The organism is Gordonia namibiensis NBRC 108229 (assembly GCF_000298235.1).
Classification (GTDB): Bacteria; Actinomycetota; Actinomycetes; order Mycobacteriales; family Mycobacteriaceae; genus Gordonia; species Gordonia namibiensis.
Genome location: NZ_BAHE01000002.1, coordinates 308,960 through 324,274, shown reverse-complemented (window position 1 = coordinate 324,274; position 15,315 = coordinate 308,960). Strand labels below are relative to the sequence as shown.

13 protein-coding genes are annotated in these 15,315 nt (G+C 68.1%); 6 read left to right on the top strand and 7 right to left on the bottom strand.

Features of this window, described 5'->3' with window-relative positions; genetic code table 11:
* Positions 1–2 precede the first annotated feature (2 nt).
* Positions 3–1,430, bottom strand: coding sequence for an FAD-binding oxidoreductase (locus tag GONAM_RS01690; RefSeq protein WP_006865043.1), 1,428 nt, complete (start codon positions 1,428–1,430; stop codon positions 3–5).
* 119 nt (positions 1,431–1,549) lie between these two features.
* Positions 1,550–4,747, bottom strand: a complete 3,198-nt coding sequence (locus tag GONAM_RS01685; protein ID WP_006865042.1) for an ATP-binding protein — start codon at positions 4,745–4,747, stop codon at positions 1,550–1,552.
* A gap of 114 nt (positions 4,748–4,861) precedes the next feature.
* Between GONAM_RS01685 and GONAM_RS01680 the strand changes: the two genes are divergently transcribed.
* On the top strand, positions 4,862–5,239 hold the full coding sequence (locus tag GONAM_RS01680) for a VOC family protein (RefSeq protein WP_006865041.1): 378 nt from the start codon (positions 4,862–4,864) through the stop codon (positions 5,237–5,239).
* A 9-nt stretch (positions 5,240–5,248) separates the two neighbouring features.
* Positions 5,249–5,812: a mismatch-specific DNA-glycosylase gene (locus GONAM_RS01675; RefSeq protein ID WP_006865040.1), complete on the top strand. Its 564-nt coding sequence runs from the start codon at positions 5,249–5,251 to the stop codon at positions 5,810–5,812.
* 164 nt (positions 5,813–5,976) lie between these two features.
* Here the strand turns inward: GONAM_RS01675 and GONAM_RS01670 are convergent, their stop codons facing one another.
* The 4 genes from GONAM_RS01670 to GONAM_RS01655 are packed head-to-tail and all read right to left on the bottom strand — an operon-like array spanning position 5,977 to position 8,610.
* Positions 5,977–6,273 (bottom strand): DUF503 domain-containing protein, encoded by a 297-nt coding sequence (locus GONAM_RS01670; protein WP_006865039.1) that lies wholly within the window; start codon positions 6,271–6,273, stop codon positions 5,977–5,979.
* Between the two features lie 10 nt (positions 6,274–6,283).
* On the bottom strand, positions 6,284–7,114 hold the full coding sequence (ppk2, locus tag GONAM_RS01665; protein ID WP_006865038.1) for a polyphosphate kinase 2: 831 nt from the start codon (positions 7,112–7,114) through the stop codon (positions 6,284–6,286).
* A 27-nt stretch (positions 7,115–7,141) separates the two neighbouring features.
* Positions 7,142–8,125 (bottom strand): malate dehydrogenase, encoded by a 984-nt coding sequence (locus GONAM_RS01660; protein WP_006865037.1) that lies wholly within the window; start codon positions 8,123–8,125, stop codon positions 7,142–7,144.
* The gene (locus tag GONAM_RS01655; protein ID WP_439644539.1) at positions 8,122–8,610 is read right to left on the bottom strand and encodes an META domain-containing protein; all 489 of its coding nucleotides are present in this window, start codon (positions 8,608–8,610) and stop codon (positions 8,122–8,124) included. The genes GONAM_RS01660 and GONAM_RS01655 overlap by 4 nt, the downstream gene beginning before the upstream one ends.
* A gap of 56 nt (positions 8,611–8,666) precedes the next feature.
* Between GONAM_RS01655 and GONAM_RS01650 the strand changes: the two genes are divergently transcribed.
* The gene (locus GONAM_RS01650) at positions 8,667–9,896 is read left to right on the top strand and encodes a hypothetical protein (RefSeq protein WP_006865035.1); all 1,230 of its coding nucleotides are present in this window, start codon (positions 8,667–8,669) and stop codon (positions 9,894–9,896) included.
* A gap of 2 nt (positions 9,897–9,898) precedes the next feature.
* Here GONAM_RS01650 and GONAM_RS01645 read toward each other — a convergent pair whose 3' ends face one another.
* Positions 9,899–11,440, bottom strand: a complete 1,542-nt coding sequence (locus tag GONAM_RS01645) for a hypothetical protein (protein ID WP_006865034.1) — start codon at positions 11,438–11,440, stop codon at positions 9,899–9,901.
* Positions 11,441–11,620: 180 nt separating this feature from the next.
* Between GONAM_RS01645 and secA2 the strand changes: the two genes are divergently transcribed.
* From secA2 to gcvH, 3 genes are read left to right on the top strand one after another with little or no spacing between them, the layout of a single operon-like run.
* Positions 11,621–13,993, top strand: a complete 2,373-nt coding sequence (gene secA2 / locus GONAM_RS01640; protein WP_006865033.1) for an accessory Sec system translocase SecA2 — start codon at positions 11,621–11,623, stop codon at positions 13,991–13,993.
* Positions 13,990–14,616, top strand: coding sequence for a CDP-alcohol phosphatidyltransferase family protein (locus GONAM_RS01635; protein ID WP_006865032.1), 627 nt, complete (start codon positions 13,990–13,992; stop codon positions 14,614–14,616). Before secA2 ends, GONAM_RS01635 begins: the two co-directional genes overlap by 4 nt.
* Before the next feature lie 20 nt (positions 14,617–14,636).
* Positions 14,637–15,041 (top strand): glycine cleavage system protein GcvH, encoded by a 405-nt coding sequence (gene gcvH, locus GONAM_RS01630; RefSeq protein WP_006865031.1) that lies wholly within the window; start codon positions 14,637–14,639, stop codon positions 15,039–15,041.
* The last annotated feature ends 274 nt before the right edge of the window (positions 15,042–15,315 follow it).

Sequence of the window (15,315 nt, the reverse complement as noted above, 5' to 3'; positions counted from 1 at the left end):
TGTCAGGCGATGTCGCCGTGACAGAAGCGGTCGTGCGGGTCGAGCGTCGCCTTGATGTCCAGGAGCCGACGGCGGTGCTCGGCGCTGTATGCGTCGGCGGCGCGGCCGGCACGTTCGGCACCGGAGGTGAAGTTCAGGTAGGTGGCACCGGTGACGTAGGGCGCGAGCTCGGTGCGGGTCACGCGCAGCGTCGATTCGACGGCGAGCGCCACATGCGGGTCGGGAACCATCGAGATCAGTTCGAGGAGGAATTGCCCGGAGCGTGCCCGGTCGTTCGCCGCGCGGGCCGCACCACGTGCGATCGCGCCGCCGGCGTGGCGGATCTCGGCGGAGACGACGAGCGGTGCCGAGCCCGGCTCCGGGCGAGCGCGACCGGCGACCACCTCGATGGCCTCGTCGTGCAGCTCGTCGAACCACTCGGTGGTGACCATGACCGGCATCGGTTCGGTTGGGTCCATGCTGATCGCGTCCACTGCGTCGAACGGCATCTCGTCCCACAGGTCGACCAGGGGTGTCCGCCAGTTCCGCCACTCGTCGACGATCACGCGGCCGGTGGCGATGTCGCCGGACCAGCATCCGCGCACCACCGCGAAACTCCCGCCGCGCAACGGCTCCGGGACGTCGTCGGTGGGCGGCAGGTTCAGGATGGTGACCGCAGAGGTCAGGGCCTCCGGCTGGGCCGGTGCCCAGTCGCGGAACCGGCGCATGATCTCCTCGGCGTCGTCGGCCGGGTAGAAGAGGTTGCCCGCGTACACCGTGGTCACGTCGACGAGGGCGATCTCCATCGAGGTGACCACGCCGAGGCTGCCCGCGCCACCACCCCTCAGCGCCCAGAAGATGTGCGGGAAACTCGCCTCGCTGACGCGGATCGGCCTGCCGTCGGGAGTCACGAGGTCGAAGGCCAGCACGGCATCCGAACCCAGCCCGAAGCGGCGCCCGAGCCAACCGAAACCGCCGCCGAGGGTGAAGCCGACCGCGCCGACGATGCTCGCCGAACCCATCAGCGGCGCGAGGCCGTACGGAACCGCGGCGTCGAGCACCGCCTTCCAGGTGGCACCGGCGGCGACCCGGGCGGTCCTCGTGACCGGGTCGACGGTCACCGCGGTGAGACGGGACGTGTTGATGAGCAGGCCGCCGTCGGCCGGCACCCCGGTCCCGTGACCGGTGGCCTGGACGGTGATCCGCAGATCCTCCGCCGCGGCGAACCGCACGGCCTCGACGACATCGAAGTGATTCTCAGGGATGGCGATCACCGACGGCCGGTGGGTGACGAGCCGGTTGAAACCGGCGCGTGCCTCGCGGAAACCGGCATCGCCGGGGCCGAGGACGTCGCCGGCTATCCGGTCGCGCAGCTGCGCGAGCACCGAGGAGCGGGTTCGGATGATCAGCCGTTCGGGGCGGCCGGTCGGTGAGGTGGGTGTCGCGGTCATACGGTGAGTCCTCGAATGTGGCCGGCTTCGCCGGGCGGTCGGTCAGGTTTCCGGGCGGGCCGGTTCGGAGACCAGATTCACCGACGGTGCTTGAGGGCGACTTGAGGCGGACTTGGGACCTACGCAGTCGGGGAGACGCCCCATGCCGCCGCGACGGCGTCGACCCGTTCGACCAGCGCTTTTGCCTCCTGCGCGACGGCGATGGCCCGAGCGCGGGCGAGTGTCGTCCCGAACGTCGACGCCGGGCGTCCATTGGCGTACTCGTAGCGGGCGCGGACGAACAGACGGTGAGCGTCCCCGTAGTGTTCCCCGGTCCGTTCGGCGAACTCGTCGGCTCGATCCAGGAGGGCGGCTGCATCGGTCAGCTTTCCGGCGGTCACCAGAATCTCGGCGTGCAGTCCGAGCCAGAATCCGTCGCCGGTGCGCGGGTGGTCGGTGTTGCCGGGCCGGTCGGGGCGGGGGTCACCGGTCTCCAACCGGTCGATACGGACCAAGGCGTCGTCGAGGTCGCCGGCCATGGCACGAGCCCACCAGTACATGCGCTCGCCGCCACGACGCAGATAGGCGAGCGGGCCCGCACTCTCGGAGTCGATGATCTGTCCGGCGTCGAGCGCCCACTCCGCATCGCCGATGGTCGCCGCGGCGCCGACGGCGAAGATGGCGGTGCCCAACCGGGACCTGGGGTCCGGACGCGCGTCGGTGATGGCGGCGAACAGCGCGCGGCCGGCATCTCGGCCGAGATGGACTGTTGCCGCCCAGGCCCGGAAGCCGCGCGCCATCGTCAGCTGGTCGTCACGGAGTCCGTCGACGTCCTCGATTGGTCCGTATGTGTCGAGGATGCGATGGGCCGCACCGAAATTGCCGCGGGTGAACTCGTCGATGCCGGCGGCCTGCATGCCGAGGTGGACGACGACAGGATCATCGGACCGTTCGGCGCGGGCGCGGAGGTCGTTCGCGAGCCGGTGTCCGGTGTGCGCGTCGGCGACCTGGATGTGCGCGGCGCAGCGCGCGTAGTCGAGGGAGGCCAGCAGCCGCCGGTCACCGAGCGTGGTGGCCAGCGTGCGGGCGCGTTCCTGGAGATCGGGATCGGCGGCGAAATAACCGTGCACGGAGACCTCACCGGCGAGTTGTGTGGCGATCGCCCGCAGCTCGGCCTCCTGGTCGCCGGTGGCCCGTGCGAGTGTCGCCGCGTCACCGAAATGCCGCTTCGCGCCGTCGAAGTCGTAGGTACGGAGGGCGATGTCGCCCGCGGTCAGCAGGGCGCTGGTCGTGCGCTGCCGGTCGGCGAGCGGCCCCGCCGACCACAGGTGGCGGGCGACCCGGCTGACCGCATGCGGCGAGGAGTTCCCGGCCAGTGCGTCGGCGATGGCGAGATGGATGCGCCGTGCGCGCCTCGACGGAACCCCGTCGGCGATCGCCTCACGGATGATGTCGTGGCTGAAACCGAATCCGAACGGGTCGTCGGGGCCGAGGTCGATGACCCCGGCGGCGGAGGCGGGTTCGAGGGTGTCGAGCGCCTCGTCCACGGGTCGTCCGGCCGCGGTTGCGAGCAACACCAGGTCCACCCGGGTGCCGATGAGGGCGGCGATGTCGAGGAGTTCGGTTGTCTCCGGCGACAGTCCGAGGAGCCGTTGACGCACGACGTCGAGTACTCCGGACGGCACGGCGTTGCCCGCGATCGAACCCTGGTCGGCGAGGATGCGTGCCAGTTCGCGGACGAAGAAGGCATTGCCGCCGGTGCGTCGCTCGATCGAACTGACCGTTGCGACCTCGGGCCACTGTTGTGTCTCGCGGCGGATCAGCTCGGAGATGTCGTCCCCGCGGAGGGGACCGACGTGGAGACGGCGGTGTTCGGGGAGCCGTGCCAGCGTGGCGAGGGTCGAGGCGACGACGGGTCGGTGGGTCGGTGACCGCAGCGAGGCGAAGAACGTGACGCCCGGCGTCCGTCGAGAGGCCATGTGCGCGAACAGTTCCAACGAGGCGCCGTCCGCCCACTGGAGGTCGTCGAGGACGATGATCAGTTTCGAGGTCTCGGCGACGCCGTCGAGGAGGTCGGCGGCTTGGTCATAGAACTGGAAACGCGCTGCGGCGTCGGGCATCTGACGCGGCGGCGGGATGACGTTGACGCCTTCGGTGACCATGCGGCCCAGAGAGCTGTCGAGGAGTCGTTCCCGGTCGGCCGGATCGAGCTGGGGGAGCACCGTGCCGAGGATCTGGACCCACGGCCACATCGACGGTGCCGCGGGATCGTCGACGCACCGCCCCCATAACACCCGCAGGTCGGCCGCCCCGGCCGCGCGTCGTCCCGCCTCGTCGATGAGGGCCGTCTTACCCGCTCCCGGTTCACCTTCCACCACGACGACCCCGCCGTGTCCGGTCATAGAGGCGAGAACCGCGCGGTGCAGCGCGGCCAGTTCGTCGGTTCGCCCGACCAGCGTCGGCGCGTCGTCGACGGGTTCCCGATCCGGTGGTGTCTCGGTGGCTTCGACGCGACCGGCACTCGGGGGAGTGGTTGCCACCGTGAGGGATTCGCGCGGAGTGGGTGGGGCATCGAGGTGCGGTGCGTGATCGAGGATGTCGCGTTCGAGTTCTCGGAGCCGTGGGCCCGGGTCGACGCCGATCTCGTCGGCGAGGATGCGTCGGGCATTGGCGATCGCGCCGAGTGCATCGGACTGCCGGCCGAGCCGGTACAACGCGGTGGCGAGCAGAACCCAGAGTCCTTCGTCGAGTGGTGATCTCTCGACGGCACTGTCGAGTTCGGTGACCAGCAGATGATGGTCACCAGCGGCCATGCGTGCCTCGAAGGACATCTCCCGCGCCGCGCCGAGCATACGGTCGAGATGGTCGGCGGCCTCGTCGCGGAACGCCAGTCCCTCGAATTCCGGGAGGATCGGCCGGTAGGCGTCGAGGACCTTCTGCAGGAGCGGGGCCGCGGCGGCGGTGTCGCCCTGCTGCATCAGGGTTCGTGCCGAGGTCAGATCCGCGGTCAGCCGGCGCAGGTCGACCTGATCCGGCGTCGTCGGCAGGCTGTAGCCGGTTCCGTGTGTGAGCAGCACGGTCGACGGACTGCGCGGTTTGCGGTCGGGTTCGAGGGCCTTGCGCAGGCCCGAGATGTAGGACTGCAACGACACCTCGGCGCGATCGGGTGGTGAGTCGCCCCAGATGCCCTCGATCAGCCGGTCGGCACGAAGCGGCGCACCCTCGGCGAGGACGAGCTGCGCGAGTGTGGCCCGCTGCTTGCGGGTGCCGAGTTCGACGGGATCGGAACCGATCTGGGCGCCGAGCCCGCCCAAGACCGAGTAAGAGAGTCCGAGCATCAGCGTGAGTGTAGTGCTCCGGACCCCACCGGGGAGGGGTTGTGGGCGAGGTCCGGTCCTTCATCCGACAGACGCCGGCGCCGGATGTCGGTGGCCGGCGATAGGTTGGTGCGCATGAGTCTCGCAGTGGGCATGATCACAGTCGACACCCTCCAGCCGATGCCGCTCGCCACGTGGTGGGCCGAGGCGCTCGGTGGCCGGATCGTCCAGGAGAACGACGGCTTCTTCGTCGTCCTCTCGCTGGCAGAGGGTGCACCCCTCCTCGCGTTCCAGCAGGTAGACGACCCGACGCCGGGGAAGAACCGCATCCATCTCGACCTCACGACCGACGACCGCGAAGCCGAGGTCGAACGACTCATCGCCGCCGGCGCGACGAAGATCGCCGACCGCGAGATGCCCGGCTTCGGCTGGGTGACGCTGGCCGATCCCGACGGCAACCAGTTCTGTGTCGCCGGGCAGCACGAGGCCGAGGTGCCCCCGACCGACGTCTAGCCTCGGGGGATGGGATTCACCAGGGCCGAGCTCCTCGAATACCGGGACCGCACCGTCGACGACCTCGTCGGTGACGACTGCCGATTGCTGTTCGTCGGGATCAACCCCGGCCTGTGGACCGCCGCCACCGGCGCCCATTTCGCGCGGCCCGGCAACCGCTTCTACCCGGCGCTGGCACGCGCGGGGATCGTCGACCGGGTGATCGACGCATCACGTGGCATGTCCGAGGCCGACGCCGAGTTGCTGACCGGACGCGGGATCGGCATCACGAACGTCGTCGCCCGCGCCACCGCGACCGCCGCGGAACTCACGGTCGAGGAGTTCCGGGACGGAGGTCGTCGGCTGCGGGAACGTGTACGTGAGATCCGTCCGCGAGTGGTGGCGGTCGCCGGGATCACCGCCTACCGCAGCGCCTTCGGGCGACGCGACGCGGTGTCCGGTCGCCAGGAGGAGACCTGGGACGGCGCCCAGCTCTGGGTGGTTCCCAACCCCAGCGGACTCAACGCTCACGAGACCGTCGACTCGCTGGCCGCCGCGTACCGGGAGGCCGCGGTCGCGGCGGGTGTGGTGTGAGCGAGTTTCACTGACCCCCACCGAAAACCGCCCCTGAGATCCGCCCGCAGCAACCGCCCCCGATTTGCACCCTGGACAGCTCCGCCGGCGACATAGTGTTAACGGTCGCCCTCTGGAGGGTCCAGTTCAGGGGCGCTTTTCAGTCGGACGACGCGGTTCGGGGCTCAGAGGTCTTCGGAGTGGATGATCCGACGCCGCACCGAGAGCAGTTCCACCTCGGGATGGTTGGCGGCCGATCGCTCGACGGCGTCGAGCACGTCCACGACGTGGCTCCGGTCGGCCGCCACCACGCTCGTGCCGATCACCGCGCGCCGATGCATCTCGAGGTGACCGACCTCAGCCGCGGACACCGAGAAGCGTCGACGGAGTTCGGCGACGATCGGCCGGACGACCGACCGTTTCTGTTTCAGCGAGTGCACATCACCCAGGCGATAGTCGAACTCGGCGAACCCGATCCACATCAGAACGCGATCAGTGGTCGGTGCGGATCAGCGTCGCCACATGGTCGGGAACGTATTTGGACAGTGATCGAGGCGGCCGGTGATAGTTGCCCGACTCGATCGGCCTCTTCGGCAGTGTCACCACCGGGCGGGGCACCTCGGCGTAGTCGATGCTGCCGAGCAGATGCGAGATCATGTTGAGCCGCGCATGTTTCTTCACGTCGGATTCGACGACGTACCAGGGGCTCAGAGCGGTGTCGGTGTGGACCATCATCTCGTCCTTGGCGCGCGAGTAATCCTCCCAGCGATACACCGACTCGAGATCCATCGGGCTCAGCTTCCACTGTCGCACAGGGTCTTTCATGCGCTGCCGGAAACGTTTGAGTTGTTCGTCGTCGGACACGGAGAACCAGTACTTACGCAGGATGATGCCGTCGTCGATGAGCATCTGCTCGAAGATCGGTGTCTGCCGCAGGAAGCGGGTGTGTTCCTCGGGCGTGCAGAACCCCATGACCTTCTCGACTCCGGCACGGTTGTACCAGGACCGGTCGAACAGCACGATCTCGCCCGGCGCCGGCAGATGCGCGACGTAGCGCTGGTAGTACCACTGGCCACGTTCACGGTCGGTCGGGGCGGGCAAAGCTGCGACGCGCGCGATGCGAGGACTCAGATACTGCGTGATCCGCTTGATGGTGCCGCCCTTGCCCGCGGCGTCGCGGCCCTCGAAGACCACCACCACGCGAGCGCCGGTCTCGCGCACCCATTCCTGGAGTTTGACCAGCTCGGTCTGCAGCCGGAAGAGCTCGGCCTCGTAGACCTTGTTCGAGATCTTCTGAGGCTTCTTCTTGTCCTTCTTGGCCATGGGAAGAGCGTACGGGCTGACGACCGTTCAGGAGGTCAGAGCGGCGTCGCGCTCGGCTGCGAGTTCCGCGACCGAGGCATCGATCCGTTCCCGGGAGAAGTCGTTGATCTCGAGTCCCTCGACGATCTCCCACTGACCGTCGACCGAGCGCACCGGGAAGGAACAGACGATGCCCTCGGGCACGCCGTACACGCCCGGTGACGGCAGTGCGGTGGAGGTCCAGTCGTCGGCGGGGGTTCCGAGTACCCAGTCGTGGACGTGGTCGATGGTGGCGTTGGCCGCCGACGCCGCCGAGGAGGTGCCGCGCGCCTCGATGATCGCGGTGCCGCGGCGGGCGACGGTAGGGATGAAGTCGTCGACGAGCCAGTCGCGGTCCGCAGCGAGATCGGCGCCGCTCCGGCCGCCGACGCGCGCATGGAAGATGTCGGGATACTGCGTCGCCGAGTGATTCCCCCAGATGGTGACGCGGCTGATCTCGCCGACCTCGACCCCGGCGCGGTGGGACAGCTGCGCGATCGCCCGGTTGTGGTCGAGGCGGGTGAGTGCGGTGAATCGCTGCGACGGGACCTCGGGCGCGTGGGCGGCCGCCACCGCGGCGTTGGTGTTGGCCGGGTTACCCACGACGATCACCCTGATGTCGTCGGCGGCAACGTCGTTGAGGACCGCTCCCTGCGCCGCGAAGATGTCGGAATTGGCCGCCAGCAGATCTGCGCGTTCCATGCCCTTCGATCGCGGACGCGCACCGATGAGCAGCGCGAAACTCGCACCGTCGAAGGCCTTGCGCGGGTCGTCGAAGACGTCCACGGACTTCAACAGGCCGAAGGCGCCGTCGTCGAGTTCCATCGCGGTTCCCACGGCGGCCGGGACCGCCTGGGGCAGCTCGAGGAGTCGGAGGGCGATGGGCTGGTCGTGACCGAGCATTGCACCCGCGGCGATGCGGAAGACGCTGGCGTATCCGATGCTCCCGGCCGCACCGGTCACGGTGACGACGGCCGGTGCGGGTCGGCTCACGAGTACTTTTCCGTCAGCAGGATCTGGGTGCCCGGTCCGGACAGCACCAGTGCGTGGCCCACCGAGTACCAGGTGAGGGGGTCTCTGGTGAGCGTGGTGATCCACTCGTCGGCGCCCGCTCGGGGTCCGGGGCAGGCCATCATCGTCGAGGCGAGCGAGCCGACGCGCAGCACCGAACCCTCGACCGTCATCTCGCCGACGTGCCGGTTGCAGCCGGCGAACAGAGAGATTCGGTTGGCGGCGGTGAAGGTCAACTGGAGAGGGCCGCCACCGGGGATCTGGGGGCCGGTCACCGCCGTCGACGAGTAGGACTTGCCGACGAAGGGCGGAACTGCCGGCGCAGCATCACCCGGACCGGCTGCGAACGCACCGAGACCCGACACGAACAACACCGCGCTGACCAGCGCAACAATGCGTAAGCTGATGCGATGTTCGCGGGCTGTGTGGAGTACGCGTGCCGTCTGACGGCGATCCCCGAGGCTCACGTTCAATACGGTAGCCGACCGGATGGGGAATGCGATATGGCCATCGGAGGTGAGATGTGGTTTCGGTGACCTGCCGGACCGAATATCTAACGGGACGCCACCACGCCTCCGCGGGGGCCGCATGGATCGTCATGATGGTCGCGCTCGTCGCCCTCGTCGGGCTCAACATCGCCGGCGTCGAGGGTCTGCTCATCGCGGTGGTGGTTGCCGGACTGCTCGCCGTGTCGCTGTTCGCGGCTGCATACGGCCGACTGGGCGAGCGGGGAGCGGTGTTGCTGACCGTCGACGAAGACACCGTCTACTTCGGCGACGAAGACCATACGTTGGTGTCCTATCCGCTGAGCGCGCTGCAGTCATTCGCGATCGGTGGTCCGGCCTACGAAACCTCGTCGATGACCGGCCGGCAGGCCCAGCAGCTCACTGTCCTGGGGCAGAAGTACCTCAAGTTGACCCTCGCGCGTCCACAACACGGCTCCGACGCCGGGGCCGATGAGGGCGTCGACCCCGACCTCTGGCAGGTCGCGATCGTCGAGGGCGATCCGGCGGCGGCCGCGGTGATCGACCGGCTGCGAGCGCATGCGCCGCAACGTGTTTCGACGACAAAGAACGCGGCACACAAGTCCGATCGGGAGAAGGCTGCCGACCGGCCGGCGACGGTGTCGGTGGGGTCGATGCCCCCCGACCATGACGTCACCGACCACGACTCCTCGGATCGCGAGCCCACGCCGGTCGATCTGCGCCGGCCCCGCATCGCCGACGCGGGCTCGGAGGAGGCCGCGCAACGGCTGTGGGAAGAGGCGACCCGCCGCCACGACGAGGTGCTCACCGCCTACGGCACCTACGAACTCGACCCGGCGCTGCTGCTGAAGTATCCGGCGGTCACCGACGTCACGGTCGAACAGACCCAGACCTTCCACCTCGCTCTCGACGAGGCCACCGCCCTGCGTACCGACGCCTACCCGGGGAACCGCGGTCGCGCCGACGCCTACCAGCAGTCCGTGGCCGCCCTCCGGCGGGCCTGGATCGCATGTGAGAAGCATGGACGACGGATCGGCGCGGGCTACCTCGAACCCGCTGACCAGAACGCCCTCGACACCGCACTCAAGCTGTACAACCACGCCGAGGCGAGCAACACCCCCGCCGAGCAGGCCACGTACTACGGGCGGGTTCGCGACATCGTCACCACAATGACCGATCGCGGGGTTCTGCACCCGCCGGAGGCGGCGGTCGCGGAACTGAACGCAGTCACGCGTCGTGCACTGGAGGCCGGCAAGTCCAACGCGTGAGGTCAGTAGTGCGCCGCCTTGATGAACTGTCCGTCGAGTGTGTACATGCCCTTCGACGCGTCGACCCTGGCCATCTCGACGCGGATCACGAAATCGGTGTCGTCGTGGAGGTGTGGCTCGGTGACGTCGATGGCGACCGCGCCGCGGTCGTATTCGGGGATCGAGCCGCGCCTCATCGCGTCGTCGCGGACGCGATCGAACAACTGCGGTGAGATCGCGTCGAAGGCGAAGCCGTCCGGGCGGTAGCGCCCCTCCCTGCCGGAGACGTCCGGGAACTTGCCCGGCGCGATGACGATCTGCCCGCTGCGGGCCAGGGTCGTGTACCGGAAGAGGACACCGCCACTGTTCTGGATGCTGCTGGCACTGATGATGGGGGTGTTGTCGGCGATGCCGCGGATCACGAACTCGTCGAGTACCGGTGCGTTCGGGGCGATCCCGGCGAGTGGCAGTGCGGAGCGGGCGATCGTGAACGCGGTGTCGAAAATCGCGGGGTCGAAGTACTTTGCGATGGCGCCGTCGGTGTGGGCCTCGATCTCGATGTCGCGGATGAAGGCGTCTCCGGGGTCGAAGGAACCGGTGAGGACGACGGGTTCGTTCGCTGTGGGGCGTCGGATCTCGAACCCGTCGAGTCGTGCGTCCGAGACGATGGGCGTGACCTCGGCCTGCATGGACCCGGCTATGTCACCCAGTGCACCCGCGTTGATCGTGGCCGCGTCGAAGGTCTTGTCCGCCCGGTCCATGGTGGGCATCGCGGATGCGTTGGAACCACCGTCCCAGACATTGATGTTCGTCGCGCGGCCGTTGGAGGGATCGAAAACGATGGCCTGATCGGAGGTCGAGTCGAGGTTGTAGCTCAGGCGCAACACATTTCGGGTCGCACCGGGGCCCAGGTGGTCGACGATCTCATCGAGGAGTCGTTGGTGGCGTTCGGCAAGAGAGGCCTCCGCGTCGTCGCGGCCGGGGATGTCGACGGCCGAACCGAAGGACGGCAGCGACGGGACCGAGATCGTCCAGCTCTCGGCGACACCGAACAGCAGCGCGACGGCCGTCACCAGCGTCACCGCCGGGTAGATGATCGCCAGCCGGCCGGGATGGTCGTCGAACTCGGGGGTGGTGGTCTGACCGCGCGACGGCAACTGGTCGGGCGGGAGGGTCGTGAACGGGTTCGACGCCAGTGCCTGGAAATGCCCCTTGCTCATCGAGGTGATCCACCGCGCCTCGTAGGCGGTGTCATTCGGCGGGTTGACGGTCGCGGTCACCATCGTGGGCTGCATGTCCTCGGCGGTGAGGGTACTGCGCGTGAGCGCCCCGACCTCGATCTGCGGGCCGTCCCGGGTGACGCCGCGCCGGAACTCCGGCAGCTCCGAGACCCGCGACGCGCGCGGACTGATCACGATCCCCACGACGACCAGCGGAACGCCGAAGAACAAGGCGACCCACCAGGCGTTGAACGCACCGAGTCCGACGCCGCTCGCCACCAGGAACCCGGCCACGACGGCCCGGACCAGTCGTCGGCGTGTCCTGCTCGGGAAGGTCGCGCTCATCGGCCGTCCTAGGGTCAGGGGAGCAGGGGCGAATGCGCCGTCGGCGAAATGGGTGGACTGATCATAATGTCGCCGACCCCGCTCTACCAGGGGCCGCGTACCGTTGTTGCTGACCTGACGGCGCCGCGAGGCCCGACGGGTCGTGTAGTTGGCCGGGAAACGATCAGGAGAAGTGTTTCGGTGGGAAAGCTGACCAACAGCATGTGGCGACTTCTGGGCGCCCAGTCGACTCGCAATCAGTCGAAGTCGCTGAGTGTGATCAAGGAGGCCGAAGCCCACACCGATTGGGCCGCCGAACTCGCCGACGACGCCTTCGTCGGTGAGGCCGAGAAGCTCGACATCGGGTCCAAGCCCGGCGACCGGGCGAAGTTCCTGGCGCTCGTCCGCGAGGCCGCGGACCGCTCGATCAACCTGCGTCCCTTCGACGTCCAGCTGCAGGGTGCGCTCCGTCTCCTCGAGGGCGACATCGTCGAGATGGCCACCGGTGAGGGCAAGACGCTCGCCGGCGCGATCGCCGCGATCGGACACGTCCTCGAAGGACACCAGGTCCATGTCATCTCCGTCAACGACTACCTCGCCACCCGCGACGCCGAGTGGATGAAGCCTCTCTTCGACGTCTTCGGCATTGCGGTGCATGCCATCTCGGAGAACTCCAGCCGCGAGGAGCGTCGACGCGCCTACGCCGGCGACGTCACCTACGGCTCGGTCAACGAGATCGGATTCGACGTCCTCCGCGACCAGCTGGCCCTGTCCGAGGCCGACCTCGTCTCACCCAAGCCCGACGTCGCGATCATCGACGAGGCCGACTCGGTGCTCGTCGACGAGGCTCTCGTTCCGCTGGTGCTGGCCGGATCGACCGAGACCGAGGTTCCCGACCAGGCCATCCACGACGTGGTGTCGCGGATGAAGAAGAAGCACTACGAGATCGATGCCGAGGGTCGCAACGTGACGCTCACCGACGAGGGTGCGGCCTTCGTCGAAGAGGAACTCGGCGGGATCAACCTCTACAGCGAGGAGCACGTCGGTTCGACACTCGTGCACGTCAGCATCGCGATGCACGCCCATTACCTGCTCGAACGCGACATCCACTACATCGTCCGCGACGGCGGGGTCCACCTGATCAACGCCTCGCGCGGCCGGGTGGCCCAGCTGCAGCGCTGGCCGGACGGCGTCCAGGCGGCCGTCGAACTCAAGGAGGGTCTCGCGCAGACCGACTCGGGCGAGGTCATCGACACCATCACGGTGCAGGCGCTCATCGGTCGCTACCCGAAGGTGTGCGGCATGACCGGTACGGCCCTCGCCGCGGGTGAACAGTTCCGGCAGTTCTACGACCTCCGGGTGTCGCAGATCCCGCCGAACACCGAGAACATCCGCACCGATCTGCCCGACCGGGTCTACGACACCAAGGCCAACAAGGTCGAGGCGATCGTGGCCTACGTCAAGGAGATCCACGAGACCGGCCAGCCGGTCCTCATCGGCACCCACGACGTCGCCGAATCCGAGGAACTCGCGTACTTCCTCGAGAAGGCCGGTGTGTCGTCGGTGGTCCTCAACGCCAAGAACGACGCGCAGGAGGCGAAGATCATCGCCGAGGCCGGTGCGCGCAACGCGGTGACGGTCTCGACGCAGATGGCAGGCCGCGGTACCGACATCCGGCTGGGCGGCTCGGCCGATGACGCCGCCGCCCGCGACGCGGTCGTCGAACTCGGCGGACTGTGCGTGGTGGGCACCGGACGGCACGACACCGAACGTCTCGACAGCCAGCTGCGAGGTCGCGCCGGACGCCAGGGCGACCCCGGCACGTCGGTCTTCTTCTCCAGCCTCGAGGACCCGGTCGTCACGAAGAACCTCGCGTTCAAGCGTGATCCGGTGTCGCCCAACTCAGACGGCTCGATGGGCAGCAAGCGCATCGACCTCATCGAGCAGGCGCAGCGGATCGCCGAGGGCGTGCGCCTGGAGTTGCATGCCAACACCTGGCGCTACAACAAGCTGGTCAACCAGCAGCGGGACATCATCGTCGACCGGCGGATGAAGATCCTCACCACCGACACCGCGCTCGACGAGCTCGCCGAACTCGAGCCGGAGCGCTACGCCGAACTGGCGGGGGAGAAGCCCGCGAAGTCGGACGATGCGGAGAAGGCGGCCGAACCGTCGAAGGTCGACACCGAGGTCGCCGTCGACGCCGTCCCACGTGAGGTGCTGAGCCAGGCGGCCCGCGAGATCGTGCTCTATCACCTCGACCGCGCATGGGCCGACCATCTCGCGTTCGTCTCCGATGTCCGGGCCAGCATCCATCTGCGATCGCTGGGCAAGGAGAGCCCGCTCGACGAGTTCCACCGGATGATCCTCGCGGAGTTCTCCGATCTGCCCGCCCAGGCGCTCGAGAAGGCGCGGGAGACGTTCCGGGAGGCGAAGATCACCCCGGACGGGGTCGACCTCGGTTCCTCGGATCTGCACCGCTCGACGACGACGTGGACCTACATGGTCCACGACAACCTCTTCTCCTCCGGCGGGGCGAAGACGCTGCAGGGCATCATCGGGATCTTCCGGTGACCGATCCGGAGGCGGCACCCACGCCGGCTCCGGACCGGATCGTGACGGTGCCGAACGCGCTGAGTGTGCTCCGGCTCGTCCTCATCCCGGTCTTCCTCTGGCTGCTGCTCGTCGAGAAGGCCGACGGGTGGGCCTTCGCGGTGTTGATCTTCTCCGGGGTCTCCGACTGGCTCGACGGGAAACTCGCCCGCCTGCTCGACCAGTCCTCGCGGATCGGGGCCCTGCTCGACCCGGCCGCCGACCGGCTGTACATCGTGATCATCCCGCTGGCCTTCGGCGTGCGGGAGTTCATCCCGTGGTGGCTCATCGGCATCATCATCGGACGTGATGTGCTGCTGTTCGCGACGGCGCCACTGCTGCGTTCGCGCGGTGTTCTCGCCCTCCCGGTGCTCTATATCGGCAAGGCGGCGACCTTCGCGCTGATGAGCGCGTTCCCCTGGCTGCTCGCCGGTCAACTCGATCCGGTGAGCGGCTTCGCATACCCGATCGGGTGGGCGTTCATGATCTGGGGTGTGGGGCTCTACCTGTGGTCCTTCGTCCTGTACTGGTATCAGACGATCCTGGTGATGCGACACATGCCGTCGCGTCGTCAGGCCGACACCTCGCCAGACAGTAGAGTCTGACGGGAACGAAAGGGGCCCTTGTGACCGACAGCAAAGTGCCAGAAGACCTGCGCTATACCGCAGAACATGAGTGGATCGAGAAGATCGGACCGACGACCGTGCGCGTGGGCATCACCGACTTCGCCCAGGATGCACTCGGCGACGTGGTGTTCGTGCAGCTACCCGACTCCGGTGCAGAGGTCGCCGTCGGCGAATCCTTCGCCGAGGTGGAATCGACCAAGAGTGTCTCCGACATCTTCGGGCCGCTGACCGGTACCGTCAGCGCGGTCAACGACGCACTGGACGCCTCGCCGGAACTGGTCAATTCGGACCCGTACGGTGAAGGCTGGCTGGTAGAGATCGAGGCCGCCGACGAGGCGACCCTCGAAGAGCAACTGGGTGATGTTCTCGACGCCGCGGGGTACCGCGCCGTCATCGAAGGGTAAGAGTTCCCGCCGATCCGTCCCGGTGGCTCTGATCGACCTGGCTGATCGCCCCGGTGACGATATGATCGACCGTGCCGGAGTCGACTCGCTCGCCGGTGCGATCTACATGACCGGTACGGTTACGGCAGTGGGAAAGAGGCGTGACGTGAACCGACTTCGCGATCACGCTCCGAGATCTACCCGTCCGCACATGTCATGTAGATTCAACCGGCCATCGTGGCGAGAGCCGATTCCGAACCGACGCGAGACCGCGATCGGGACCGGAGACGTGGAC